20 protein-coding genes and 1 pseudogene are annotated in these 26251 nt (G+C 66.7%); 20 read left to right on the forward strand and 1 reads right to left on the reverse strand.

Annotated elements, in window-relative coordinates; all coding sequences use genetic code 11:
• Positions 1-326: 326 nt before the first annotated feature.
• The 11 genes from zapE to AB7O82_RS24000 all read left to right on the forward strand — a co-directional run bounded on the left by zapE (position 327) and on the right by AB7O82_RS24000 (position 13604).
• Positions 327-1505: a cell division protein ZapE gene (gene zapE / locus AB7O82_RS23950; RefSeq protein WP_428556443.1), complete on the forward strand. Its 1179-nt coding sequence runs from the start codon at positions 327-329 to the stop codon at positions 1503-1505.
• 69 nt (positions 1506-1574) lie between these two features.
• On the forward strand, positions 1575-2462 hold the full coding sequence (locus tag AB7O82_RS23955) for a dienelactone hydrolase family protein (RefSeq protein WP_428556446.1): 888 nt from the start codon (positions 1575-1577) through the stop codon (positions 2460-2462).
• Positions 2463-2469: 7 nt separating this feature from the next.
• Positions 2470-3330, forward strand: coding sequence for an alpha/beta fold hydrolase (locus AB7O82_RS23960; protein ID WP_428620318.1), 861 nt, complete (start codon positions 2470-2472; stop codon positions 3328-3330).
• A 214-nt stretch (positions 3331-3544) separates the two neighbouring features.
• A complete protein-coding gene (locus tag AB7O82_RS23965) occupies positions 3545-3814 on the forward strand; it encodes a ribbon-helix-helix domain-containing protein (RefSeq protein WP_428620320.1) in 270 nt (89 codons plus the stop codon).
• A gap of 187 nt (positions 3815-4001) precedes the next feature.
• Positions 4002-4964, forward strand: coding sequence for a malate dehydrogenase (gene mdh / locus AB7O82_RS23970; RefSeq protein WP_428620321.1), 963 nt, complete (start codon positions 4002-4004; stop codon positions 4962-4964).
• 184 nt (positions 4965-5148) lie between these two features.
• Complete coding sequence (sucC, locus tag AB7O82_RS23975; protein ID WP_428548816.1) at positions 5149-6345, forward strand: ADP-forming succinate--CoA ligase subunit beta; 1197 nt, start codon at positions 5149-5151, stop codon at positions 6343-6345.
• The gene (gene sucD, locus AB7O82_RS23980) at positions 6345-7220 is read left to right on the forward strand and encodes a succinate--CoA ligase subunit alpha (protein ID WP_428548813.1); all 876 of its coding nucleotides are present in this window, start codon (positions 6345-6347) and stop codon (positions 7218-7220) included. The genes sucC and sucD overlap by 1 nt, the downstream gene beginning before the upstream one ends.
• A gap of 264 nt (positions 7221-7484) precedes the next feature.
• A complete protein-coding gene (locus AB7O82_RS23985; RefSeq protein ID WP_428548810.1) occupies positions 7485-10382 on the forward strand; it encodes a 2-oxoglutarate dehydrogenase E1 component in 2898 nt (965 codons plus the stop codon).
• A gap of 45 nt (positions 10383-10427) precedes the next feature.
• Positions 10428-11693, forward strand: a complete 1266-nt coding sequence (gene odhB, locus AB7O82_RS23990) for a 2-oxoglutarate dehydrogenase complex dihydrolipoyllysine-residue succinyltransferase (RefSeq protein WP_428548807.1) — start codon at positions 10428-10430, stop codon at positions 11691-11693.
• 206 nt (positions 11694-11899) lie between these two features.
• The gene (gene lpdA, locus AB7O82_RS23995; RefSeq protein WP_428548804.1) at positions 11900-13312 is read left to right on the forward strand and encodes a dihydrolipoyl dehydrogenase; all 1413 of its coding nucleotides are present in this window, start codon (positions 11900-11902) and stop codon (positions 13310-13312) included.
• 25 nt (positions 13313-13337) lie between these two features.
• The gene (locus AB7O82_RS24000; protein WP_428548801.1) at positions 13338-13604 is read left to right on the forward strand and encodes a hypothetical protein; all 267 of its coding nucleotides are present in this window, start codon (positions 13338-13340) and stop codon (positions 13602-13604) included.
• Between the two features lie 214 nt (positions 13605-13818).
• Here AB7O82_RS24000 and AB7O82_RS24005 read toward each other — a convergent pair whose 3' ends face one another.
• Positions 13819-14805, reverse strand: coding sequence for a LysR family transcriptional regulator (locus AB7O82_RS24005; RefSeq protein ID WP_428548798.1), 987 nt, complete (start codon positions 14803-14805; stop codon positions 13819-13821).
• Between the two features lie 84 nt (positions 14806-14889).
• Between AB7O82_RS24005 and AB7O82_RS24010 the strand changes: the two genes are divergently transcribed.
• The 9 genes and pseudogenes from AB7O82_RS24010 to AB7O82_RS24050 all read left to right on the forward strand — a co-directional run.
• Positions 14890-16365 carry a 4-hydroxyphenylacetate 3-hydroxylase family protein gene (locus AB7O82_RS24010; protein WP_428548795.1) on the forward strand — a complete coding sequence of 492 codons (1476 nt, stop codon included), beginning with the start codon at positions 14890-14892 and terminating at the stop codon, positions 16363-16365.
• Positions 16366-16719: 354 nt separating this feature from the next.
• A complete protein-coding gene (locus tag AB7O82_RS24015) occupies positions 16720-17196 on the forward strand; it encodes a hypothetical protein (RefSeq protein WP_428548792.1) in 477 nt (158 codons plus the stop codon).
• Between the two features lie 252 nt (positions 17197-17448).
• A complete protein-coding gene (locus AB7O82_RS24020) occupies positions 17449-18960 on the forward strand; it encodes a UxaA family hydrolase (RefSeq protein WP_428548789.1) in 1512 nt (503 codons plus the stop codon).
• Positions 18961-19177: 217 nt separating this feature from the next.
• Positions 19178-19384 carry a cold-shock protein gene (locus tag AB7O82_RS24025; protein ID WP_428548786.1) on the forward strand — a complete coding sequence of 69 codons (207 nt, stop codon included), beginning with the start codon at positions 19178-19180 and terminating at the stop codon, positions 19382-19384.
• A gap of 140 nt (positions 19385-19524) precedes the next feature.
• Positions 19525-20916, forward strand: coding sequence for an amidase (locus tag AB7O82_RS24030; protein ID WP_428620322.1), 1392 nt, complete (start codon positions 19525-19527; stop codon positions 20914-20916).
• A gap of 55 nt (positions 20917-20971) precedes the next feature.
• Complete coding sequence (locus tag AB7O82_RS24035; protein ID WP_428548780.1) at positions 20972-23053, forward strand: adenylate/guanylate cyclase domain-containing protein; 2082 nt, start codon at positions 20972-20974, stop codon at positions 23051-23053.
• Positions 23054-23207: 154 nt separating this feature from the next.
• Entirely contained in the window at positions 23208-23918 is a 711-nt protein-coding gene (locus tag AB7O82_RS24040; protein ID WP_428620324.1) for a methyltransferase domain-containing protein, read from the forward strand.
• Position 23919: 1 nt separating this feature from the next.
• Entirely contained in the window at positions 23920-25659 is a 1740-nt protein-coding gene (locus AB7O82_RS24045; protein WP_428556133.1) for a transporter substrate-binding domain-containing protein, read from the forward strand.
• Positions 25656-26251 (forward strand): annotated as a pseudogene (locus AB7O82_RS24050) (hypothetical protein); the annotation flags it as partial. The gene AB7O82_RS24045 and the pseudogene AB7O82_RS24050, both read left to right, overlap by 4 nt.

A 26251-nucleotide genomic window follows, 5' to 3' on the forward strand; every position in this document is an offset into this window, starting at 1 on the left:
GGCAGCCGCGCGACGGCGAGCCAGAAGCACCTCCCGTTCGGCTGGCACGGCCGAAAATTTGCTCCAGACCCGATGTCTTTTATTTTTGGACCGCGGGCGTCCCGCCCGCTCATCGGCATGAGTCATGAGCGGGCGGGACGCCCGCGGTCCAAAAAGATCCCTCGCTCACGGCGTTTGCGACGCCAAGCGCCTTGCTCGCGATGACAGAAGTGTCGTTGCAATTAGAGCACTTGTTTCATTGCGGTCGCTCAGGCGCGCATTTTCACTTTGATGGAACCGCTCAAGGTTCCCTCTCAACGAAAATCGCTCTAGGTATGCGCCGGCAAATGACTGGATCTGTTCCCACGACCGCTGGCGTCCCGAGTGTTGGCAAAGGACCCGCAGCCAACCTCGCCGCCCGCAGGGCCGCGGGCGAAGTTCATGCCGATCCCGTGCAGGAGAAGGTCGTGCTGCGGCTGCAGGCGGTCTACGACCAGCTGGCGGCGCTCGCCGACCACCCCGCACCCCGGGGCGGCCTGCTCGCCCGCCTCGGCCTGGTGGCGGCACCGAAGCCGCCGGTCGGCCCGCATGGTCTCTACATCTGGGGCCCGGTCGGCCGCGGCAAGTCGATGCTGATGGACCTGTTCTTCGCCGATGCGCCGGTGGCGCTGAAGCGACGCGTCCACTTCCACGAGTTCATGCTCGAGGTGCAGGAGCGCCTGCACAAGCGGCGCGAGAAGCTCGCCAGCGAAGGCGCGCCGCCCGAAGCCGACACCATCGTGCCGATCGCCCGCGAGATCGCCCACGAGACCCGCCTGCTCTGCTTCGACGAGTTCCAGGTGACCAACATCGCCGACGCGATGATCCTGGCGCGCCTGTTCGAGACCCTGTTCGACGAGGGCATCACCGTCATCGCCACGTCGAACCGCGCGCCCGACGACCTCTACAAGAATGGCCTGCAGCGCGACCGCTTCCTGCCCTTCATCGACCTGCTGAAGGAACGGCTGGAGATCCTCGAGCTGGGCGGCGGCCACGACTACCGCATGGGTCGCCTGCGCACCCTCGACGTCTACCTGACGCCGCTCGGCGCCTGGGCGACGGCCAAGCTCGACGAGGCGTTCCGCGCGCTGAGCAACGGGGCCGACGGCGAGCCGCGCGTGCTGCGCACCCAGGGCCGCGACGTCGACGTCCCGCGCGCCGCGCCCGGCGTCGCCATGGCGCATTATCTCGACTGGTGCGCCAAGCCCATGGGCGCCGCCGACTTCATCTGCATCGCCGAGAATTTCCACACCGTCATCGTGGCGGAGGTGCCGCAGATGGGGCCGGACAGCCAGGACAAGGCGGCGCGCTTCGTCACCATGATCGACTCGTTCTACGAGAAGAAGGTGAAGCTCGTCTGCTCGGCGGCAACGGCGCCGGCCCGGCTCTACCTGGAGGGCGACGGCGCCTTCGAGTTCCAGCGCACGGTGTCGCGCCTCATGGAGATGCAGAGCCCCGAGTACCTCGCCCTGCCGCACATCGCCTGATTGTGATTGTGAGCCATGGGCCGTGCGGCCTAGGCTTCGCGGCCGAGTCAACCCCCAGGGAGGCATTGTATGGATGGCGATCGCATGATTTCGCTCGAAGAGCGCGGCGTGTCGCGGCGCACCGCCATGCTGGCGACCGGCGGCGCGCTCGGCAGCACGTTCGCGCTGTCGGTCCAGCCGGTGCAGGCGCAGACCATGATCACCACGCCGGCCGACGGCCTAACCGCCGGCGAGGTCAAGATCAAGACCAAGGACGGCAAGGACATGGCGGGCTACCGCGCTATGCCGGCGACCGGCCAGGGCTTCGGCACCATCCTGGTGGTGCAGGAGATCTGGGGCGTGCACGCCCACATCGCCGACGTCTGCCGGCGCTTCGCCAAGGCGGGCTACTGCGCCATCGCGCCCGAACTCTATTTCCGCCAGGGCGATCCCCGGGGCATTCCGGAAATTCCCAAGATACTCTCGGAGATCGTCGCCAAGGTCCCGGACGAGCAGGTGATGGGCGATCTCGATGCCTCGGTCGCCTTCGTCAAGGCGGAAGGCAAGGCCGACACGGCCAAGCTCGGCATCACCGGCTTCTGCTGGGGCGGCCGCATCGTGTGGCTCTACGATGCCCACAATCCGGCGGTGAAGGCCGGCGTCGCGTGGTACGGCCGCGTCGTCGGCAACGCGACGCCGCTGACGCCCAAGCATCCGATCGACATCGCCAAGCAGCTGAACGGCCCGGTGCTCGGCCTCTATGGCGGCGCCGACACCGGCATTCCCGTCGATACGCTCGACAAGATGCGCGAGGCGCTCAAGGCTGCCGGCACGCCGGCAGCGGCCAAGTCGGAGATCGTGATCTATCCGGACACGCCGCACGCATTCAATGCCGACTATCGCCCGAGCTATCGCAAGCAGCCGGCCGAGGATGGCTGGAAGCGGGCGCTCGCCTGGTTCAAGGCCAACGGCGTCTGACCGGTCGATGACCGAGACCACGAGCATAACGACCCGGCCGGGCCTCACGTTCACGACGGATGTCGCGGGCCCGGCCGGCGGGACGCTCGTGCTGCTGCTGCACGGATTTCCCGAGTCGCGGCACAGCTGGCGGGCGGCGCTGCCGTCGCTCGCGGCGGCGGGCTATCGCGCCGTCGCGCCAGACCAGCGCGGCTACTCGGCCGACGCGCGGCCCGATCCGGCGGATCTCTCCAACTACGCCTTCGACAGGCTGGTCGACGATGCGATCGACATCGCCGATGCCGCGGGCGGCGCCGGCAAGCGCTTTCATCTCGTCGGTCACGATTGGGGCGGCCAGGTCTCGTGGGGCGTTGCCGACAAGGTGCCCGAACGGCTGGCCTCGCTCACCATCCTGTCGCGGCCGCATCCCAAATCGTTCCGTCGGGCGCTGCTGAAAGAGGATGGCGATCAGAAGCACCGCTCGCGCCACCACCGCGCGTTCCTCGAGCCGGAGACGGGGCCGATGCTGCTGGCCGACAATGCGCGCCGCCTGCGCGACGGCCTGTTCGGCCAGGGCGTGCCCAAGGCAGCGCTCGACGAGCATCTCGCGGTGCTGGGCAACCCGGCGGCGATCGAAGCGACGCTGGCGTGGTATCGCGCCAACAAGGGTCTCGCCGCCGACATCGGCGCGATCAAGGTGCCGACTCTCTATATCTGGGGCGACGCCGACGCCACGGTCGGCCCCGACGCCGCGCGCGGCACTGCCGAGTTCGTCGAGGCCGCCTTCGCCATGGAAGTGCTGCCCGGCGTCGGCCACTTCGTCATGGACCAGGCGCCGGCCAGAGCCACCGAGCTAATGCTGGCGCACCTGAGGAAACATCCTGCCTGATGGAGTTGAGGTTCGTGCGTCGCGCAGCGCCTGTCGCGTAGACTGCCGGGCATGGAACCCGTGAAGAGTTTCCATACGTGGCGTGGTGTTTCATGGATGCGGCCGACGCCATGTTCGCGAAGCAGGGTGGCTCAGCGCCTTGGGGGAACCCTCCCGGAGGCCGTCGCTCGCCGCCACGATAGCCGGCGATGCCAGGCCACGCTAGGATACCGATATGAGCAAGACCTACACTCGTGGTGAGGACGCCGATGCCATCATTGCTCGGCAAGTGGCCAAGGGAAATTTTCCGTCGGCGGAGGCCGTCGTGCGTGCGGGTGTGCGCATGATCGAGGAATACGAGGCGGATCTCGTACGGCTGCAGGCGAAGATCGACACTGCCGACGCGGCATATCAGCGGGGCGAGTGCCGTCAGTCATCCGATGCCGAAGCGATGAAGGCCGACATCATCTCCAGGGGAGAAGAGCGATCACGCCGAAAGACCTGATCGACACCGATCCGGCCTACCGGGTGTCCGGCAACGAGACGATCATCCTTCATATTGTGCATTCCGCACGAGATATCGGCCGGCTTTCCTTCGATCACGATCGAATTCGCTGATCTGGCAGCCGTCTTGCCGGTCCGGTCGAATCGCGCTAACCACGCCCCGCCTTCACGGAACGGGAGTTTTACGCATGGCTCGCAAGAAGATCGCGCTGATCGGCGCCGGACAGATTGGCGGCACGCTGGCGCTGCTGGCCGGCCAGAAGGAACTGGGCGACGTCGTCCTGTTCGACATTCCCGACGCCGAAGGCATCGCCAAGGGCAAGGCGCTCGACATCGCCCAGCTGTCGCCGGTCGAGGGCTTCGACACGAACTACAGCGGCACCTCCGACTACAAGGACATCGAGGGTGCCGACGTGATCATCGTGACGGCGGGTGTGCCGCGCAAACCCGGCATGACGCGCGACGACCTGGTTGGGATCAACGCCAAGGTCATCGACTCGGTCGGCAAGGGCATCAAGGCGCACGCGCCCAATGCCTTCGTCATCGTCATCACCAACCCGCTCGACGCCATGGTCGGCCTCATGCAGGAGGTCACGGGCTTCCCGGCGAATCGCGTGGTCGGCATGGCGGGCGTGCTCGACAGTGCCCGCTTCCGCCTGTTCCTGGCCGAGGAGTTCAACGTCTCGGTCGAGGACGTCACCGCCTTCGTCCTGGGTGGCCACGGCGACACCATGGTGCCGCTGCTGCGCTACTCGACGGTCGGAGGCATCTCGCTGCACGACCTAGTCGACATGGGCTGGACCACCCGCGAGCGGCTCGACAAGATCGTCCAGCGCACCCGCGACGGCGGTGCCGAGATCGTCGGCCTGCTCAAGACCGGCTCGGCGTTCTACGCTCCGGCGGCGTCGGCCATCGCCATGGCCGAGTCCTACCTCAAGGACAAGAAGCGCGTGCTGCCCTGTGCCGCCATGCTGAACGGCGAGTACGGCGTGAAGGGCCTCTATATCGGCGTGCCCGTGGTGATCGGCAAGAACGGCGTCGAACGCATCGTCGAGGTCGAGTTCAATGCCGAGGAAAAGGTGATGTTCGACAAGTCCGTCGCCGCCGTGAAATCCCTGATCGACGCCACCAACAAGATCGTCGGCCGCTGAGGCCGACCGGCCGTATTCGACTTTGGTCGAGCGACTCAGAACGATCATCAGTCCTTCGTTGCAAAGCAGCATCGGCACTCATAGAGTGCCGCTGACCTTGGTCAGTTGCGATTGAAAACTGAGGGGTTGGCGTGGGCTTTGCAGGCAGGTCCGAACAACAAACGGCCCGGACAAACAGGCTTTCATGAACATTCACGAATATCAGGCCAAGGCATTGCTGGCCAAATACGCCGTCCCCCTGCTCAAGGGCAGCGTCGCCTATACCAGGGACGAGGCGATGGACGTGGCCCGCAAGCTGGGCGGCCCGATCACCGTGGTGAAGGCCCAGATCCATGCCGGCGGGCGCGGCAAGGGCCGCTTCAAGGACGATCCCAACGGCAAGGGCGGCGTGCGCGTTGCCAAGTCGATCGAGGAGGTCGGCCAGCACGCCGCGGCCATGCTGGGTCGCGACCTGGTGACCAAGCAGACCGGCCCGGCCGGCCGGACCGTGAAGCGCCTCTATGTCGAGGCTGGCTGCGACATCAAACGCGAACTCTACCTGTCGATCCTGGTCGATCGCTCGATCGGCCGTATCGCCATCATCGCCTCGACCGAAGGCGGCATGGATATCGAGACGGTGGCGCACGACACGCCCGAGAAGATCGTCGAGCAGGCGATCGATCCGGTGACCGGCTTCCAGGCCTTCCAGGGCCGCAAGATCGCCTTCGCGCTCGGCCTCAGCGGCAAGCAGGTCGGCGGCTTCGTCACCCTGCTGGGCAGCCTCTACAAGGCCTTCACCGAGCTCGACGCCTCGCTCATCGAGATCAACCCGCTGGTCGTCACCGGCGCGGGCGACGTGGTCGCCCTCGATGCCAAGATGAACTTCGACGACAACGGCCTGTTCCGTCACAAGGACGTCGAGGAGCTGCGCGACATCGACGAGGAGGATCCGGCCGAGACCGAAGCCGAGAAGTACGCGCTGAACTACGTCAAGCTCGACGGCCAGATCGGCTGCATGGTCAATGGCGCCGGGCTGGCCATGGCGACCATGGACATCATCAAGCTCTACGGCGCGGCGCCCGCCAACTTCCTCGATGTCGGCGGCGGCGCCACCAAGGAGCGGGTCACGGCGGCGTTCAAGATCATCCTCAAGGATCCCAACGTCGAGGGCATCCTGGTCAACATCTTCGGCGGCATCATGCGCTGCGACGTCATCGCCGAGGGCGTGGTCGCGGCGGCGCGCGAGGTCAACCTGCATGTGCCCCTGGTGGTGCGGCTCGAAGGCACCAATGTCGAGCTGGGCAAGAAGATCCTGAAAGAATCGGGATTGAGGATCACCTCGGCCGAAAATCTCGCCGATGCCGCCCAGAAGATCGTCAAGGCCGTCAAGGAGGAAGGCTGATGGCCGTCCTGGTCGACAAGAACACCAAGGTCATCTGCCAGGGCTTCACCGGCGCGCAGGGCACCTTCCATTCCGAGCAGGCGATCGCCTACGGCACCCGCATGGTGGGCGGCGTCACCCCGGGCAAGGGCGGCACCACGCATCTCGACCTGCCGGTGTTCGACACCGTCGCCGACGCCGTTGCCAAGGTCGGGGCTGACGCCTCCGTGATCTACGTGCCGGCGCCCTATGCCGCCGATTCGATCCTCGAGGCGCTCGACGCGGAGGTGCCGCTGATCGTGTGCATCACCGAAGGCATTCCGGTGCTCGACATGGTGCGGGTGAAGCGTGCGCTCGCCGGCTCGCGGTCGCGGCTGATCGGCCCCAACTGCCCCGGCGTCATCACCCCCGAGGAATGCAAGATCGGTATCATGCCGGGCCACATCCACAAGCGCGGCAGGATCGGCATCATCTCGCGCTCGGGCACGCTCACCTACGAGGCGGTGGCGCAGACCACGGCCGCCGGCCTCGGCCAGACGACGTGCATCGGCATCGGCGGCGATCCGGTGAACGGCACCAACTTCGTCGAGTGCCTGGAGATGCTGATCGCCGATCCAGAGACCCAGGGTATCGTCATGATCGGCGAGATCGGCGGCGACGCCGAGGTCAAGGGTGCGGAGTTCATCAAGCAGTCGAAGACCAAAAAGCCGGTCGTGGGCTTCATCGCCGGCCGCACGGCGCCGCCGGGACGGCGCATGGGCCATGCCGGCGCGGTCATCTCTGGCGGCCATGATACCGCCGAATTCAAGGTCGATTTCATGCGCTCGGTGGGCATCAAGGTGGCCGATTCCCCGGCCGCGCTCGGCGACGAAATGCTTGCCGCGATGAAGGGCTGACGGGGCAACCGCATGTGTCATCTTCTCCGTCATCCCGAGCGGAGCTGCCCGAAGGGCGGCGCAGTCGAGGGACCTTTCTTTATCGACGCAATGACAAGAAAGGTCCCTCCACTACGCCTCGCTTCGCTCGGCTCCGGTCGGGATGACAGCGTTTTTGTCCTTATGTGATTGCCATGAGGGCTGACGGGTAGGGCGCCAACGGGCAGGGCCGCACGACGCCTGCCGTCATTGGGTCGTGAAGGCCGGACCAAGGAGGGCTGGGCCATGAGAGCGGAACAGACGTCGTTTCTGTTCGGCGCCAACGCGCCATTCATCGAGGAACTCTACGCGCGCTATCTCGCGGACGCGGGCAGCGTCGATGCCGAGTGGCGGACCTTCTTCGAAGCGCTCGGCGAGCAGAAGAGCGACGTGCTGGCCGACGTGCGCGGCGCCTCGTGGGCGCCCAACGGCGCGCATGTCATCGGCGCCGTCGATCCGGACACCCTGCCGACGCCGGCCAATCGCAATGTGAAGGGTAACGGCGCCGCGGCGGCCGCGGCGCTCGCCGGCAAGACCGAGGGCGACATCCGCATCGCGGCGCACGACACGTTGCGCGCCTTCCAGCTCATCCGCTCCTATCGCATCCGCGGCCATCTCGAGGCCGATCTCGATCCGCTCGGCCTGCATCGTCCCGAGTTGCATCGCGAGCTCGATCCCAAGACCTACGGCTTCGGCGACAACGACTGGGATCGTCCGATCCTGATCTTCGGCCTGCTGGGGCTCGGTGAATCGGCGACCCTGCGGCAGATCTGGGACCGTCTGCGCCGCACCTACTGCGGCAAGATCGGCGTCGAGTACATGCACATCTCCGACCCCGACCAGAAGCTGTGGATCCAGGAGCGCATCGAGCACGTCGAGAACCGCACCGAGTTCACCCTCGAGGGGCGCCATGCGATTCTCGAGCGCGTGGTCGAGGCGGAAGGGCTGGAGAGGTATCTCGGCGTCAAGTTCGTCGGCACCAAGCGGTTCGGCCTCGACGGCGGCGAATCGCTGATCCCGGGCATCGAACAGATCCTGAAGCGCGGCGGCCAACTCGGCATCCGCGACGTCGTCATCGGCATGCCGCACCGCGGCCGCCTCAACACCCTCGTGCATGTCCTGCACAAGAGCTATACGGCCCTGTTCTCCGAGTTCCAGGGCCGCTCCTCGCTGCCCGAGGAGATGCGCGGCTCGGGCGACGTCAAGTACCATCTCGGCGCTTCGGCCGATCGCGAGTTCGACGGCAACACGGTGCACGTCTCGCTGTCGCCCAATCCCTCGCATCTCGAGGCGGTGAATCCGATCGTGCTCGGCAAGGCGCGCGCCAAGCAGGACCAGCGCAACGACACCGATCGCAGCCAGGTGATGGCGATCCTGATGCACGGCGACGCGGCGTTCGCCGGCCAGGGCCTCGTGGCCGAGAGCCTCGACCTCAGCGACCTCGGCGGCTACCGCATCGGCGGCACCATCCACTTCGTGGTCAACAACCAGATCGGCTTCACCACGCTGCCGACCTTCTCGCGCTCGGGCCCCTACTGCACGGAGATCGCCAAGATCGTGCAGGCGCCGATCCTCCACGTGAACGGCGACGATCCCGAAGCGGTCGTCCATGTCTCACGCATCGCCACCGAGTATCGCCAGCACTTCAAGCGCGACATCGTCATCGACATGTTCTGCTATCGGCGGCACGGGCACAACGAATCGGACGAGCCGATGTTCACCCAGCCGCTGATGTACAAGATGATCGCCGGCCACAAGACGGTGAAAGAGGTCTATGCGGCGCGGCTCGAGGCCGAGGGCGTGGTCACCGCCGCCGATGTCGCCAAGCTCGACGCGGCGCTGCGCGACAAGCTCGACAAGGCGCTGGAAGCGGCGAGCCAGTACAAGCCCAACAAGGCCGACTGGCTGGAGGGCCGCTGGGCCGGGCTCACGGTGGCGCCGGGCGAGGAAGACCGCAAGGGCACGACGGCGGTCGAGCTCGATCTCGTGCGCTCGGTCGGCCACGCGCTCTGCGAGGCGCCCAAGGGCTTCGATCTCAATCGCAAGATCGCGCGCCAGCTCCAGGAGAAGCGCAAGACCATCGATACGGGCCAGGACATCGACTGGGCGACCGGCGAGGCACTGGCGCTCGGCACGCTGCTCGCCGAAGGCACGCCGGTGCGTCTCTCCGGCCAGGATTCGGGACGCGGCACCTTCTCGCAGCGCCATTCCGTGCTGGTCGACCAGACCACCGAGGACAAGTACATCCCGCTCAACCACGTGGCGCCGCACCAGGCGCGCTTCGAGGTGATCGACAGCCCGCTCAACGAGGCCGGCGTGCTGGGCTTCGAGTACGGCTATTCGTCGGCCGAGCCGAACGCGCTGGTGATGTGGGAAGCCCAGTTCGGCGACTTCGCCAACGGGGCGCAGGTCATCATCGACCAGTTCATCTGCTCGGGCGAGAGCAAGTGGCTGCGCATGGACGGCCTCGTGATGCTGCTGCCGCATGGCTACGAAGGCCAAGGGCCGGAGCACAGCTCGGCCCGGCTCGAGCGCTACCTGCAGCTCTCGGCCGAGGACAACTGGCAGGTCGTCGTGCCGACGACGCCGGCCAACTTCTTCCACGCACTGCGCCGCCAGGTGCGGCGCAGCTTCCGCAAGCCGCTGATCGTGATGTCGCCCAAGTCGCTGCTGCGCCACAAGGATTGCGTGTCGCGGCTGGAGGATTTCGGGCCGGGCTCCTCGTTCAAACGCATCCTCGCCGAGACAGACAGGATCGCCGAGCCGGCCAAGGTGCGCCGCGTCATCCTGTGCTCGGGCAAGGTCTACTTCGATCTCGTCGCCGAGCGGCGCAAGCGCGGCATCGACGACATCGCGATCTATCGCATCGAGCAGCTCTACCCGTTCCCGTTCAGCCGGCTCGGCGTCAGGCTCTCGGGGTATCCCAACGCCGAGATCGTGTGGTGCCAGGAGGAGCCGGAGAACATGGGTGCCTGGCATTTCGTCGACCGCCGCATCGAGCGCTCGCTGGCGGGCATCGGCGTCAAGGCGAAACGGCCGATCTATATCGGCAGGCCCGAATCGGCGTCGCCGGCCACCGGCTCGGCCCGCACGCACGTCAAGGAACAGGCCGACCTGGTCGATCGCGCGCTGACCATCGGGTAGCAGGCGCACAATTCGACAGGTCAGCAGAGGGAGAGGGGTTTCAGGATGGCTGTCGAGATCAAGGTCCCGGCGCTGGGCGAGTCGGTTACCGAGGCGACTGTCGCCAAGTGGTTGGTCAAGGCGGGCGACGCGGTGACGATCGACCAGCCCTTGTGCGAGCTCGAGACCGACAAGGTGACCGTCGAGGTCAATGCCAGCGTCGCCGGCAGCGTCGTCGATCTCGCGGTCGAGGAGGGCGCCACCGTCCAGGTGGGTGGCGTGCTCTGCCATATCGAAGCCGGTGGCGCGGGCGCGGCAGCGAAGCCGGCGGCAGCAGCGGCGCCCAAGCCGGCGCCAGCCGCTGCGTCGCCGCCATCGGCTATCGCCGCCGCACCGGCAACAGCTCCGGCCGCTGCGCCGACGGCAGCTTCGGCGGTCGTCGACGTCGCCGCCTCGGGACCGGCAACCCGCAAGCTCGTCGCCGAGACCGGCGTGGCGCCGCAGGCGATCCAGCCGAGCGGCAAGGACGGCCGGGCGACCAAGGCCGACGTGCTGGCCGCCCTTGCATCCATTCCCGCCGCCGCGCCGCCGGCTGCCGCCAGGCCCGCCCCGGCGGGCCCGCGCCTGCGCGCCGATCGCGAGGAGAGGGTGCGCATGACGCGCCTGCGCCGCACCATCGCCAACCGTCTCAAGGATGCGCAGAACACCGCGGCCATGCTCACCACCTTCAACGAGGTGGACATGACCAACGTCATGGCGCTGCGCGAGCGGCTGAAGGACGATTTCGAGAAGAAGCACGGCGCGCGGCTGGGCTTCATGTCGTTCTTCGTCAAGGCGTGCATCGCCGGCCTCAAGGAGCTGCCGGCGGTCAATGCCGAGATCGAGGGCGACGACATCGTCTACAAGAACTACTACGACATCGGCGTCGCCGTCGGCACGCCGCAGGGCCTCGTCGTGCCAGTGGTGCGCGACGCCGACACCCTGTCGTTCGGCGGCATCGAGAAGGCGATCGGCGATCTCGGCCGCAAGGCGCGCGACGGCAAGCTCAGCATCGCCGACCTGACCGGCGGCACCTTCACCATCTCCAACGGCGGCGTCTACGGCTCGCTGATGTCGACGCCGATCCTCAACCCGCCGCAGTCGGCCATCCTCGGCATGCACAAGATGCAGCAGCGGCCGATGGCGGTGGGCGGCGAGATCAAGGTCCGGCCGATGATGTATCTCGCCGTGTCCTACGATCACCGCATCATCGACGGTCGCGAGGCCGTGCTGTTCTTGGTGCGCGTGAAGGAGTGCATCGAGGATCCCGAGCGGCTGCTGCTCGGGGTGTAGTTATTCTCCTCACCAGCTTCGCTGGGGAGGTGTCCGCGTCTTCGCGGACGGAGGGGTCATGGCTCATGCGGACCGCGGGCGTCTCGCCAGCTCGTCTCATGAGCGGGCGAGACGCCCGCGGTCCATCTGACTCATGACCCCTCCGTCGCCGTATGACGGCGACACCTCCCCAGCAGAGCCGGGGAGGAGGGAAAACGGGTGACGTCATGGCAGAAGAAACCTTCGATCTCGTGGTCATCGGCGCCGGTCCGGGCGGCTATGTCGCGGCGATTCGTGCCGCGCAGCTCGGCATGAAGGTGGCGATGGTCGAGAGGCGGGCGACGCTGGGTGGCACCTGCCTCAATGTCGGCTGCATCCCCTCGAAGGCGCTGCTGCAATCCTCGCACCTGTTCGAGGAGGCGGGCCACGATCTCGCCCAGCATGGCATCGTGCTGGCAGCCCCGAAGCTCGATTTCGCCCAGCTGATGAAGCGCAAGAACGAGGTGGTGGAAGCCACCACCAAGGGCGTCGCCTTCCTGTTCCGCAAGAACAAGATCACCGTCTTCCAGGGCACCGGCCGCATCGATGCGGCAGGCAAGGTATCGGTGCTGGCCGATGATGGCGCCGTGAAGAACGCGCTCGCGGCCAGGAACATCCTGATCGCCTCGGGGTCCGAGGTGACGCCGCTGCCGGGCGTGACGATCGACGAGAAGAAGATCGTGTCGTCGACTGGTGCGCTGGAGCTCACCGAGGTGCCGAAGCACCTGGTGGTGGTCGGCGCCGGCATCATCGGCCTCGAGCTCGGCTCGGTGTGGCGCCGGCTCGGCGCCGATGTCACGGTGATCGAGTTCCTCGATCGCATCTCGCCCGGAGTCGATGACGAAATCACCAAGCATTTCCAGCGCGCACTCGCCAGGCAGGGGCTGAAATTCAAGCTCGGCTCCAAGGTTACCAAAGCAGAAGCATCCGATGCGGGCGTGACGCTCACGGTCGAGCCGGCCAAGGGTGGCGCGGCCGAGACCGTGCAGGCCGACATCGTCCTGGTCTCCATCGGCCGGCGGCCCCATGTCGTCGGCCTCGGCCTCGAAGCGGTCGGCGTGAAGATGACCGAGCACCGCCGCATCGCCGTCGATGCGCACTTCCAGACCTCCGTCCCCGGCATCTACGCCATCGGTGATGCGATCGACGGGCCGATGCTGGCGCACAAGGCGAGCGAGGACGGCGTCGCCTGCGTCGAGACCATCGCCGGTCAGAAGGGCCACGTGAACTGGGATCTCGTGCCGTCGATCATCTACACCCAGCCCGAGGTGGCGTGGGTCGGCAAGACCGAGGAACAATTGAAATCGGCCGGCGTTGCCTACAAGGTCGGCAAGTACCCGTTCACCGCCGACCCGCGCAGCCGCGCCAATGGCGCGACGGAGGGATTCGTGAAGGTGCTGGCCGACAAGGCGACCGACAAGGTCCTGGGCGTCCACATCATCGGTGCCGAAGCCGGCACCATGATCGCCGAGGCGGGGATTGCCCTGGAGTTCTCGGCCTCGGCGGAGGATATCGGCCGCGTCTGTCACGCCCATCCCACGGTCAATGAAGCGATGAAGGAAGCCGCCCTGGCCGCGTGGGACAAGCCGATCCATCTGTAGGCCCGATTCAACTTGTAAGCTCCGCATGCGCAAGCCGCTGATGGCCCTCGCGATCGCCGCATGCCTGGTCATGTCGGTGATCGGCGGCTTTCTGCCGATCCTGCAAGGCTGGATTTTTTTCGTGATCGCGCTCTACCTGCTGGCGACCGAGTTCGAGACCGGCCGCATCTGGGTGAAAGCGGCGCGGCGGCGCTGGCCGGGACTCGATCGCTGGATCATCAGGGCGCGCCACCACCGCTGGGCGCCCTCGCACCTCAAGGAATTCGAGGATCTCACCGATCCGAAGCGGTGATTGCCTCATTCTCCTCCCCAGCTTCGCTTGTGTGTCCGCGTCATCGCGGACGGAGGGTCATGAATCATCGCTGGGAGCGCGCCACTCCGATGGCGCTCTTCTTGATGATTACACGTCCCATGAGCGCCATCGGAGTGGCGGGTTCCCAGCGATGACCCCTCCGTCGCCATACGACGGCGACACCTCCCAAGCGCAGCTGGAAAGGAGAATGCCCCTACCCCAGCTGTGCCGCGGCGTGGGCCAGCAGGTCGCGGAACCAGGCGTGACCGCGCTTGGCGTGTGCCGCCAAGCTCCAGTAGGCATCGATATGGAGCTGCTTGCGCGGATAGGCGATCTCGACGATGCGCAGCCGCGAGGGACGGGCCAGCTCCTCGGCCACCTTGCGCGGCACCAGGGCGATGCAGTCTGACTTTTCGACGATGGTTCCCAGCACCAGGAAGTTCGGCGCCGTGCAAACCGGCGCCGTCTCGAGCGCGGCGGTCGGCTGCAGCAGGACGCGGACGTCGGCCGGCATGCGCAGGTCGCGGCGAAAGGCGACGTAGCGGCTCGCCTGGAACTGGGCCGGGGTGAGCCGGCTGCCGATCACGCGGTTGTCGGCGGCGGCAATGCACACCATCTCGTCGCGCCACAGCGGGAGTCGGCCGACCCGCTTGCCCATCCGTTCGCCAAAGGCACGCGGGCCGATCATGAAGTCGACTCGCCCCAGATCCTCGACATTGCGCGTGCCGACCCAGGTGAACTCCAGCACGACATGCGGTGCCTCGCGAGCGCAGATCTCGGCCAGGATCGGCGCCAGCAGCTGCGTCACGTAGTCGGCGGTGTTGATCACCAGATGGACGGTTTCGCTCGCCGGGTCGAACGGGCCGGCCGGCATCATCAGGTGGTCGATCTCGGCGAGGGCGCGGGCGAGCGGCCCGGCCAGCGACTGGGCCCGGTCGGTCAGCCGGGCGTTGCGGCCGGGCGACACCAGGAGTTCGTCGTCGAAGGCGGCGCGCAGCTGGCGCAGCGCGCGGCTGACGGCGGGCTGGGTCATGTTGAAGGAGCGCGCCGTGCGCGTGACGCTCAGCGTGCGCAGCAGCTCGTGCAGCACCGGCAGCAGGTCTAAATTGACCTTGTGCAGGCGGGCGACCAGATCGGGCTCGGCGATCGGCCGAGGCCCGGAGCGGGAGTCGCGATTATAACTGGATGTTATGCGATTCATGTTCCGTTTGATTGTTTCGTTATGTCGGCGGCTTGCCTAGGGTCAATCGCCTCACAGCTCGAAAAAAACTCGGGAGGAGTGACGATGGCGGCACGGACGGGCCAGGAGTTCCTCAGGGGATTGCGCGACAGGCGTGAACTATGGGTCGGCGGCGAGAAGGTCCACTCGATGGTCGAGCATCCGGCCTTGGCCGGTGCCGCCCATGCGTTGGCCGAGGTCTTCGACCTGCAGCACAAGCATGCCGACGACTGCCTGATGCCCGACCCGGAGACCGGCGAGCCGATCAACGTCAGCCACATGATCCCGGGCTGCCATGAAGACATCCATCGGCGCCATCGTGGCCTCGAGCGCACGGCCGAGTACTCGGTCGGGCTGATGGGGCGGACGCCCGACTACATGAACGTCACCTTCGCGGGCTTTGCCGGCCGGCACGACGAATGGGCGGCCGACGGAAACGAGCAGGGCGCCGACAACCTCGTGCGCTACCAGAAGAAGCTCAGGCGCGAGGACATCTCGCTCACCCATACGATCGTGCATTCGACCGTCAATCTCGCCAAGGGCAAGTACCCGGTGGGCTTCGATCCGGTGCAGCTGCACAAGGTCGAGGAGACGGCGCACGGCATCATCGTGCGCGGCTCGCGCGTGCTGGCGACCCTGGCGCCGTTCGCCGACGAGCTCGCGGTCTACCCCGGCGCGCCGATGCCCGATGCCGCGCCCGAGCATGCCCTGAGCTTCTGCATTCCGATGGACACGCCGGGCCTGAAGTTCATCTGCCGCGACAGCGTGTCGGTGAACACCAATCGCTTCGAGCATCCGCTGTCGAGCCGGTTCGACGAGCAGGACGCCTTCGTGATCTTCGACGACGTCGAGGTGCCGCGCGAGCGGCTGTTCATCGACGCCAACCTCGCCGTCTACAACTCGGTGATGAAGGCGACCTGGTGGCCCAACATCATGCAGCAGACCATGATCCGGGCGCAGACCAAGCTGGAGTTCGCCCATGGTCTGACGGCGCGCATGGCCGAGGCGATCAACCTCGCGCAGCCGCAGACCCAGCAGATGCTGGGCGAGATCGCGATGTTCGCCGAGTTCGCCCGCGCCTCGGTCTATGCCGCCGAGCAGGCGGCGCATCACTACGGCAACGGCCTGTGGTGCTGCGACGTGCGCCCGCTGATCGCGCTGCGTGCGGCGCTGCCGACCTGGTTCCCGCGCGTCAACGAGATCATCCGCCTGATCGGCTCGCACAATCTCCTGACGACACCGTCGCGCGCCGCGCTCGCCGACGAGGCGTTGCGACCGCTGATCGATCGCTACCTCGTGGGCACCGACATCGATGCGGAACGGCGCAGCCGCCTGTTCCGCCTCGCCTGGGATTTCGCCGGCACCGCGCTCGGCAGCCGCAACGAGCAGTACGAGCGCTTCTATCTCGGCTCGAGCGGCCGCAACCTCGGCATGGCCCACATGCTCGCCGACCGCACCCGCGCCAACCGCTTGGTCGACCGCTTTCTGCTCGAGGAGCTCGACGAGCCCGCCGCCCTTCAGCCCGCCGTGGCGGCATCGTAGGTCGCTCCTTTGCTGGCGCGAGGTGTACGCATCTCAAATCCCTCCCCCGTAATCGGACCCGTAATCGGGGGAGGTGCCCCGTCATACGGGGCGGAGGGGGAAGGCCTCAGCCCATGCCCGTCCGATTCCGACGTCAGAAGCGGACAGGTCTGGACTGTGGCTTTCCCCCTCCGGCCCTACGGGCCACCTCCACCGATGACGGGGGAGGCGCTCATGCCATGGCCGGAACGTGGCGAAATGGGTACGCAAAATCCCCAAGAGGGGCAGGCCACGGGGGCGATCCCCGGCGCGTAGATCCTTCGAGCGCGACCGAGTGCCGGCATCGCCGCCGCCGGTCGCCGCATGGAGGTTCACATGATGAGGCGTTTCGTTCTTGCCAGCATTGCCGCCGCGGGCCTCGCCGGGGCCGCGACCGTCGGCTCGGCGGTCGCTACGCCGGCCGCAGCGCAGGTCACCGTGACTTTCGGCTCGCCGCCGCCGCCGTTGCGCTACGAACGGCTTCCCGCCCCGCGTTCCGGCTACGTCTGGGCGCCGGGTCACTGGCGACTGGTGCGCGATCAGTACGTCTGGTTCCCCGGCCAGTGGTACACGGCGCGGCCGGGCTATCGCTACGTGCCGGAAACCTGGGAGCGCGTCGTCGTCAATGGTCGCAACCAGTGGCGCTTCGTTCCCAGCCGTTGGGACCGCAACTACAACGGCGTTCCCGACCGCTACGAGAGCCGCAACTGGGATCGCAACTACAACGGCGTGCCCGATCGCTACGAGAGCCAGCGGCGCTACTGGGACCGCGACCGCGACGGCATCCCGGATCGCTACGAGCGGTACTACTAGGTAGGTCGATCGACTTTTCCTCCCCGTCATCGGGGGAGGTGACCCGAAGGGCCGGAGGGGGAGAATCTCACGCTAGGTTCATGAGGTTCCGACGACGGAACCTCATTGATCTTGCCTGGGGCCTTCCCCCCTCCGCCCCGCAAGACGGGGCACCTCCCCAGACTACGGGGGGAGCAAAACGACTAGTCAGCTAAGCTGGGACCGGCTTCCCTGGGCGGGTGCGCTTTCGGGCGCACCTGCCTATCATGGGGCATGACCGCTCCTCTCACCATCCGCCTGCACCCCGCCGACAACGTCATCGTCGCGCGCATGGACATCCTTCCCGGCACCAAGGTCGAGGGCGACGTGGCGGCCGCGACTCGCGTGCCGCCCGGCCACAAGATCCTCACTCGCGCGATCAGGAAGGGCGAGCCGCTGCGCAAGTACAACCAGATCATCGGCTTCGCCGTCGAGGACATGGCCCCCGGCGCGCACGTCCACACGCACAATTGTGTCATGGGCGACTTCGAGCGCGACTACGCCTTCTGCGTCGACGCCCATCCGACCGACTACATCACGCCGCAGGCGACCTTCCAGGGCTATCGCCGGGCCGATGGCCGCGCCGCCACGCGCAACTACCTCGGCATCGTCACGACGGTGAACTGCTCGGCGGCGACCAGCCGAATGATCGCCTCGCGCCTGCAGCCGCTGCTGGCGAACTACCCCAACATCGACGGCGTGGTGCCGCTCACCCATGGCGGCGGCTGTGGCATGGCAGCGTCCGGCCTGGAAATGGACGTGTTGCGGCGCACACTGGCAGGCTATGCGCGCCATCCCAACATGGCCGCCGTCGTGGTGCTCGGGCTGGGATGCGAAGCCAACCAGATCTCCGGCCTGATGAACGCCGAGGGGCTGAAGGAAGGTCCCAAGCTCATTCCCATGACGATCCAGGACGAGGGCGGTGTCGCCAGGACTGTGATGCGAGCGGTCGGCTTCCTCGAGGAGTTGTTGCCCGAGGCCAACGCCGTCGAGCGCGAGCCGATCCCGGCGAGCGAGCTCATCCTGGCGCTGCAGTGCGGCGGCTCGGACGGCTATTCTGGCATCTCCGCCAATCCGGCGCTGGGTGCCGCGGTCGATCTGCTGGTCCGTCACGGCGGCACCGCCGTGCTGTCGGAGACGCCCGAGATCTACGGCGCCGAGCATTTGCTGACCCGGCGTGCGGTGTCGCGCGAGGTCGGCGAGAAGATCGTCCAGCGCATCCGCTGGTGGGAGGATCACTGTGCGCGGACCGGCGGCGAGATGAACAACAATCCGTCGCCCGGCAACAAGGCCGGCGGTCTTACGACGATCCTGGAGAAGTCCCTGGGCGCGGTGGCCAAGGGCGGCACGACCAACCTGGTCGACGTCTACGAGTACGCCCAGCCGATCACTGCCAAGGGCTTCGTCTACATGGATTCACCTGGCTACGACCCTGTGTCCGCTACAGGACAGGTGGCAGGGGGCGCCAATGTCCTGTGCTTCACGACCGGCCGCGGCAGCGTGTTCGGTTGCAAACCTGCGCCCTCACTCAAGCTCGCAACGAATAGCTCGCTCTATCGGCGCATGACTGACGACATGGACATCAATTGTGGGACCATCGTTGACGGCGAGGAGACAATTCAGGAGAGCGGGCGTCGCATCTTCGAGCACATCCTGAAGACTGCATCGGGACAGAAGACAAAGTCCGAGGTGCTCGGCATCGGCGACGACGAATTCGAGCCCTGGAAGATTGGTGCAACCATGTGATGGTATCAGTGCAACCAACTTGACTTCCCGGCGTTAGCTCTCAATATGCCGGCTTACGACTTACGAACTTGGCTATGCCTTGGCGGTCCTGCCCACAACGGCCCCGGACGACCCCAACGAGCTGTTTCCCAAATTCTTCGAGTTGTCGTGGACCGATGCAAGTGAGTGCGCGGGCCACGCGTAGTCGTGGGCCGCTAACTGCCGAGGAGAGAGAGTAATGGCTACAGGTACGGTCAAGTGGTTCAATGCCACCAAGGGGTTCGGATTCATCCAGCCGGCTGACGGGGGCAAGGACGTGTTCGTCCACATCAGCGCCGTCGAGCGCTCGGGACTGAACGGCCTCAACGAGGGCCAGAAGATCAGCTACGAGATCGCCACGGAGCGCGGCCGTTCGGCCGCTGTCAACCTGAAGTCCGCGGACTGACGCGGACTTGTACCGTTGCGTTCGGCTCTGTGCCGGGCGCAACGGGTTTGACTGCCTTGCGACCGAACTAGCCTACCCCAAACGTGCCGGCGTGCTGTCGGCGCGGTCGTCGTGCTACAATGCCGCTTTGGGGGTGAGGCATGTCGGCCGAATTGCACTATGAGTCGCTCGACGGGATCGCGCGGCGGCTGAAGGCGCGCGAGCTTTCAGCGGTCGAAGCGACGCGGACGATACTCGACCGCATCGACAGACTCGACGGGCAGCTCAAGAGCTATGCCAGGGTGACGCCCGAGCGCGCCCTGAGCAATGCCGCCGAGCGCGATGCCGACAGCGCGGCTGGCGTGTCGCGCGGCCCCCTGCACGGCGTGCCGATCGCGGTCAAGGATCTCTGCAACACGGCAGGCATCGTCACGGCGGCCGGCATGTCGATTTATGCCCGGCACGTGCCCGACAAGGACGCCACCGTCGTGACGCGGTTGAAAGCGGCCGGTGCCGTCATTCTCGGCAAGCTGCAGATGACCGAAGGCGCCTATGGCGTGCACCATCCGACGATCGTGCCGCCAGTCAATCCGTGGAACGCCGCCTACTGGACCGGCGTGTCGTCCTCGGGCTCCGGCGTGGCGACGGCGGCCGGTCTGTGTTTCGCCTCGCTTGGATCGGATACGGGTGGCTCGATCCGCTTCCCGTCGACCATGAACGGCCTCACCGGCCTCAAGCCGACCTGGGGGAGGGTCAGCCGCGCTGGAGTCTTTCCGCTGGCCGAGTCGCTGGATCATGTCGGCCCGATGTGCCGCAGCGCCCTCGATGCGGCGCTGGTTCTCGGCGTGATCGCCGGCGCCGACCCCGACGATCCGACCGCGGTGCAGCGCCCGGTTTCCGACTATGCTGCGGCCGCGGGCAGCGGGGTCAAAGGCAAGCGGCTTGGCGTGCCGACCAATCTCGTTGGCATGGACAGCGATGCGCAGCGCGCCCTCGACGGTGCCCGGACGGTCCTGCGCGACGCCGGTGCCATTCCGGTCGAGGTGACGCTCCCGGAGCTCGATGAAGCGGCGCTGAAGTGGTTGTCCTTGTGCGGCGTCGAGGCGGCGTTGGCGCACGAGGCGACTTTCCCATCGCGGCGCGCCGAATACGGCGCCGAGTTCGCCGGCCTGATCGACCTCGGCCGCAGCCTTTCGGCGCTCGACCTTGCCAGGCTCCAGCTGTTGCGTGCCCGGGTCGCCGGGGAGATCGAGCGCACCCTGTCGGGAATCGATCTGCTGCTGATGCCGGTGATGGGCGTCGCCGCCCCCTCGCTTGCGGCCATGAAGGCGGCGGGCCGGTCGCCCGAAACCGTAGCGGCCCGCCTGCGCTACACGGCGCCTCTCGATATGAGCGGCCATCCCACGCTGACGCTGCCGGGTGGCATGACCGGCGACGGCGTGCCTGTCGGCTTCCAGATTGTCGGCCATGCCTTCGACGAGGCGGGAATCCTGGCCGCCGGGCACGCCTATCAACGGGCCACCGACTGGCATCTCGAGCGGCCGCCTCTCTGAGGCTGAATGGGAAAATGGACGCTGTGTCATTGTTACTGTACGATTGTTGCAGCACATGAGAAGTATTTTCCGGAACAATCTCAGGCTCAAGCCGAGCATTTTGGCGTCGTTCGCCTTTCTTACGGTTCCGGTTTTCTTCACCGTCATCGCCGTCAATTACATTTCCAACGACAACATCGCCCGCAGTAACGCGGCCGAGCTGGTCGAGCGATTCCGCGTCGATGCGCTTGCCAACATCCAGGCCGACTTCAACCCGTTGAAATCGCTGGTCCGCTCGGCGGCGTCGATCGGCAACCAGGATCCGGGCTTCTACGGCGACAGCCGCTGCTTCCGCTATTTTTACAGCATCGTCCTGCACAGCTCGAAGATCGTCAGCGCCTATGTCGGCCTGCAGGATGGCTCGTTCCGCCAGACGCGACGGGTCGATCCGGGTGTCGACATCCAGGGCAAGCTGCCCCCTGAGGGGTCGCAGTTCGCCTACCGCTGGGTCGTGCCGACCCCTGGCCAACCGCTGCTCGATCACTACACGTTTCTCGACGCCGACCTGAAGGAGCTCGGCAGCACGCAGGCGGTCACGACCTACGACCCGCGTGTGCGCCTGTGGTATCGCAGCGCCGCGCAGGCCGGGACCACGATGATCTCGGATCCCGATATCTTCGCCGCCCTGGGCCTGATCGGCTTTACGGTCGCCGCACCATTCTACCTCGACGGCAAGCTCGCCGGCGTGGCCGCCGCCGACATCACCCTGGGCGGCCTCGGGACCTATCTGGGCGAACGCAAGATCAGCCCCGGCACGGTGAGCTACATCCTCGATCACCAGGGGCGCGTGATCGCCGCCTCCGACCTGTCGAAGACCTACGCCAACAACCAGGGCCGGCTCGAGCTGCGCCACATCACGTCGCTCGACGAAGAGCTGCCGGCGATGGCCTACAGCCTGCGACCGCGAAAAAGCGAGGACATGTACTTCTTCTCGCACGGCGGCCGCGAGTACATCGCCAGCATCTCGTCCCTGCCGCAGGAGTTCGGCAAGCGCTGGCAGCTGTTCGTCATCACCCCGATGTCGGACTTCACCGGCACCTTCCAGCACAACAACATCCGGCTGGCGATCTTCGGCCTGATCGCCGTCGTCGTGCAGATCGTCATCATCTATTTCCTCACCAGCATCGTCTCCTCGCCGCTCGAGCGCATGGCGTTCAAGGTCGGCAAGATCCAGGACATCGGCGGCGAGCAGCTGCCTTCCGTTCGCTCGTCGATCCGCGAGATCGCAGTACTCTCCAAGGCGATCGACACGCTCGATGCGACCGTGAAGTCGTTCGCCGCCTTCGTACCGATGGGCCTGGTCACCCAGCTGCTGCATTCGGAGCAGAAGCTCGAACTCGGCGGCCACAGCCGCTTCCTCACCATCTTCTTCTCCGATCTCGAATCCTTCTCGAGCCTCTCGGAGGAGGTGCCGTCGCAGGAGCTGCTGCTGCGCGTGTCGGCCTATCTCGAGCTGGTCACCAAGACGGTGAACCAGGAGCACGGCACGATCGACAAGTTCATCGGCGATGGCGTCATGGCGTTCTGGGGGGCGCCGGCCTTGCTGGAGGACCATGCCTGGCGGTCGTGCGTGGCGGCTCTCCGCATCCAGCGCGGCATGGACACCCTCAACGAGCGCTGGCGCGCCCAGGAGCTGAAGCCGCTCAATGTCCGCATCGGCATTCACAGCGATGCCGTGCTGGTCGGCAATATCGGCTCGCGCGAGCGCATGAGCTACACCGTGATGGGAGACGGCGTGAACGTCGCGGCGCGGCTCGAGGGCATCAACAAGGAATTCCACACCCGCATCTGCATCAGCCATAACGTCTTCAAGGAGGCGGGCGAGCGCCTCTGCGTGCGGCCCATCGACGACGTCATCGTCAAGGGCCGGCGCTCGAAGGTGCCGATCTACGAGCTGGTTGGCGTCTACGGCGCCGACGATCCGGGGCTCGAGCCCGACGAGGCGGCGGTGAAGCTGTGCAAGATGACGCGTATCGCCTACGAGGCGCTGATCAAGGAAGACAATGTCCTGGCGGCGCGGCGCTATCGAGACATTCTCGAGCAGTTCCCCGACGACCCCATCGCCTCGACCGTCCTCAAGCGGCTGGTGGCGGCTTGATGGTCCTCAGAGATGAACCTGATGGTTGGGCGCCACTCTTCCGGACCGCGGGCGTCCCGCCCGCTCATGATCATCCTGATGATGAGCGGGCGGGACGCCCGCGGTCCGGAAGACAAGGACCCGCCGCCCCCAACCATGACAATCGAGTGTAACCGTGTCTAATGCCAGTCTGCTCTCCAGCGCGCGCGAGTCCCTGTCGGTCCTGCGGCCGAGCGAATACACCGCCGCGCTCATCCAGGTCATTCAGGCCGATGCGGATCTGGTACGTGGCGCCACGGTCCTGGAGATCGGCTCGGGGAGCGGAGTCGTGCTGGCTGCCGTCGCCGCCCTGGGGGCGGCATCGGTCTGCGGCATCGACATCGAGCAGGATGCGGTCGCCTCCGGGAGATTGCTGCTGCACGAGCTCGGCCATGGCGGAGTCGCGGAATTCCACCACGGCGATCTGTGGGAGCCGGTGCTCGGTCGACGCTTCGACCTGATCGTGGCCAACCTGCCGCACTTCCCGATGGCGAGCAGCCATGTGCCCGGCCGCCTGCCGTCTTGGAGTGCCGGCGGTCCCGATGGCCGCTATCTGCTCGACCCCTTCCTCGAAGGCCTGGGGCGTCATCTCACGCCACTCGGGCGAGCCATCATCACCCACAACGCGTTCGTGAGCCTCGAACGGTCGTGCGAGATGGTCGCGTATCACGGGCTCGCCTTGCGGGTGGCATTGACGACCCTGGTCTACATTCCCGGCGACAAGCTCGACTGCATGGCCAAACACATTCTGGAGGCCGAGGACGGCCGTTCGATCCACCGCTATGGCCCCTATGCCTTCGGCGAGATGCACATCGTCGAGATCGGCGCGACTGGCACGGTTGCCTGACGTGGCGCAGCCCCGCCGCCTCGTTCGCGCCCTGATCGGCATTGCGACCGGTACGCTGATCGCGATCGGCCTGGTGCTGTCCGGCGCCCGGGCCCAGGTCCCCGGCTCGCCCGACGCCGCGCTCAAGCGCCTGCTCGAGTCGGCGCGTGAGAGCATGCCCGCCTCCTGCTCGCAGGCCGACGCCGATCGCCTGGTCCGCATCCTGTGCGCCAAGCGCATCAGGATCGGCGTCCGCGACTACTATCCGCTGTTCGGCACCAGGACCGGCGACAAGCGCGAAGGCTACGAGGTCGACGTGGGGCTGGCGATCGGCCGCATGCTCGGCGTCCAGGTCGAGTTCGTGCGCGTCAACGCTGCGACCCGCATTCCGCTGCTGGCCGAGGATCGCATCGACCTCGTGATCGCGACCATGGGCCACAACACCCAGCGCGACAGCCAGGTGCGGTTCATTCGCCCGCACTATTATCAATCGGAGACAGTCGTCGTCGGCCCGCGCGAGCTGCCGGTGGCGAACATGACCGACCTGCCGGGCCGCACGGTGTGCGTGACCATCGGCAACGGCTCGAACGCCCAGATGGTCTCGCAGGGCGCCCGCCTGATGCTATTCGACGAAGCCGGCGTCCTGCCGGACCGTCTCAAGGACGGCACCTGTAACCTGGCGGCGCAGGACGACAGCTTCTTCGCGAACTATTTCAAGGAGCCGGATTTTTCGGCCGCGTTCTCTCCCAAGTTCGGCTTCGCCCAGGTGCCTTGGGGCATGGCGGTCGCCCGCCAGGGCAGCGAGCAGCTCGCGCGCGCGATCGACCTGATCGTCCAGGTCTTCCATCGCGACGGTCTGTTCATCGACATCGCTCGCTTTCACCGCGTCGAGTCGGCCTTCCTGCAGGTCCAGCAGAAGGTGTGGCGCAGGCCGGAATGCAACGTCGATACCGGCTCGACGAATCCCGCCTGCATCCTGCCGCCGCTCGACGCGGCGCTGAAGGCGACCTCGTTCGCGCCCGAGGTGACGGCGGTCGAGAACTGGGTGGAGAAGGAGGCGGGAATCGACCTGACGCTGCCGATGCTGAAGACGGCTCCAGCGTGGTCGATGTTCCAGGACGGCGTGGTGAACTCCCTGATCCTGATCGCCGGTGCACTGATCGCCACGCTCGTCATAGCCGTGCTGTTCGGCGCCGCCATGGCGGCGCGCACCATCCTGGTGCGCTGGCCGGCGCGCATCGTCACGGTGACCCTGCAATCCTCGCCGATCGTGCTCACCCTGGTGGTCGCCGCGGCGATCGCCCATGGGCTGTTCCCGTACTCCGGTGCGGTCGCGCTCGGCGCCGCCATCGCCGCGCTCGGCCTGGCCAATGGCTGCAACGCGGGCCAGGCCCTCGCCGAGGCGGTGTGGAGCCTGCGTGCCGAGCAGGGCACGGAGACGGCGCGGGGGACGGCGCCCGGCACTCTGCGCGGCGGCGCGCTGTTCGCCCACGCCCTCGGGCGGTCGGCGACCCAGATCGTCGCCTTCCTGGTCAACGCGACCAAGGGCACGCCGATCGCGAGCTTCATCGGCGCGCCCGAGCTGCTCAGCACCCTGACCGACATCACCTCTTTCGCCAGCGGGCGCGTGACGACCTACAGCCTGCTGCTGGTGTTCTACACCGTCGTGGTGATGATCGTGGTGTGGCTGTGCGGCAAGCTCAGGGTCTTCCTCGAGAACCGACAGGCCCGGATCGACGAAGCCGGCGGGGTGCCGGCATGATGCCGCTGGTCGAGATCCTGTCGGCGGACTTCCTGCCGCGCTTCCTGGCCGGCATGGCGGTCAATTTCGAGATCGCCGTCATCTCCATCGCCGTGGGCCTCGCGCTCGGCGCGCTGCTCGCGCTCGGCCGGCTCGTCGGCGGCCCGCTGGGCGGCCTGTCGGGCTCGGTCATCGCCTTGATGCGCGCGGCGCCGACCTTCGTCGTCATGTTCTTCCTGCTGAACGCCATCCCGCGCGACGCCAGGCTGTTCGGCATGCCCTTCGCCCTGTCGGGTGTCATGACGGTGGCGCTGTCCCTGGTGCCGTATTCGGCCGCCTATGTCGCCGATGCCGGCGTCGATGCGCTGCGCCATCTGCGCAACGGCACGACGGTAGGCGCGCTGCTGTTCCTGCCCAACGTCATGCGGGCCTTTTTCGTCCTGGTGATGTCGTCGAGCGCCGGAGCGGCGATCGGCGTCACCGAGGGCATCACTGTGATCCTGCGCCAGGCCGAGAAGCTGCCGGCTCTCGACGATCGGCTCATCCTGTTCGCGATCGGCATCGTGATGTTCGGCATCCCCCTGCAGCTGGCGTTCGTGCTGATCAGCTTCAT

It is taken from the genome of Reyranella sp., assembly GCF_050185545.1.
Classification (GTDB): domain Bacteria; phylum Pseudomonadota; class Alphaproteobacteria; order Reyranellales; family Reyranellaceae; genus Reyranella.

Coding starts and splice junctions, on each gene's coding strand:
- zapE (WP_428556443.1), top strand. CDS start 327: ATGACTGGATCTGTTCCCACGACCGCTGGCGTCCCGAGTGTTGGCAAA.
- AB7O82_RS23955 (WP_428556446.1), top strand. CDS start 1,575: ATGGATGGCGATCGCATGATTTCGCTCGAAGAGCGCGGCGTGTCGCGG.
- AB7O82_RS23960 (WP_428620318.1), top strand. CDS start 2,470: ATGACCGAGACCACGAGCATAACGACCCGGCCGGGCCTCACGTTCACG.
- AB7O82_RS23965 (WP_428620320.1), top strand. CDS start 3,545: ATGAGCAAGACCTACACTCGTGGTGAGGACGCCGATGCCATCATTGCT.
- mdh (WP_428620321.1), top strand. CDS start 4,002: ATGGCTCGCAAGAAGATCGCGCTGATCGGCGCCGGACAGATTGGCGGC.
- sucC (WP_428548816.1), top strand. CDS start 5,149: ATGAACATTCACGAATATCAGGCCAAGGCATTGCTGGCCAAATACGCC.
- sucD (WP_428548813.1), top strand. CDS start 6,345: ATGGCCGTCCTGGTCGACAAGAACACCAAGGTCATCTGCCAGGGCTTC.
- AB7O82_RS23985 (WP_428548810.1), top strand. CDS start 7,485: ATGAGAGCGGAACAGACGTCGTTTCTGTTCGGCGCCAACGCGCCATTC.
- odhB (WP_428548807.1), top strand. CDS start 10,428: ATGGCTGTCGAGATCAAGGTCCCGGCGCTGGGCGAGTCGGTTACCGAG.
- lpdA (WP_428548804.1), top strand. CDS start 11,900: ATGGCAGAAGAAACCTTCGATCTCGTGGTCATCGGCGCCGGTCCGGGC.
- AB7O82_RS24000 (WP_428548801.1), top strand. CDS start 13,338: ATGCGCAAGCCGCTGATGGCCCTCGCGATCGCCGCATGCCTGGTCATG.
- AB7O82_RS24005 (WP_428548798.1), bottom strand. CDS start 14,805: ATGAATCGCATAACATCCAGTTATAATCGCGACTCCCGCTCCGGGCCT.
- AB7O82_RS24010 (WP_428548795.1), top strand. CDS start 14,890: ATGGCGGCACGGACGGGCCAGGAGTTCCTCAGGGGATTGCGCGACAGG.
- AB7O82_RS24015 (WP_428548792.1), top strand. CDS start 16,720: ATGATGAGGCGTTTCGTTCTTGCCAGCATTGCCGCCGCGGGCCTCGCC.
- AB7O82_RS24020 (WP_428548789.1), top strand. CDS start 17,449: ATGACCGCTCCTCTCACCATCCGCCTGCACCCCGCCGACAACGTCATC.
- AB7O82_RS24025 (WP_428548786.1), top strand. CDS start 19,178: ATGGCTACAGGTACGGTCAAGTGGTTCAATGCCACCAAGGGGTTCGGA.
- AB7O82_RS24030 (WP_428620322.1), top strand. CDS start 19,525: ATGTCGGCCGAATTGCACTATGAGTCGCTCGACGGGATCGCGCGGCGG.
- AB7O82_RS24035 (WP_428548780.1), top strand. CDS start 20,972: ATGAGAAGTATTTTCCGGAACAATCTCAGGCTCAAGCCGAGCATTTTG.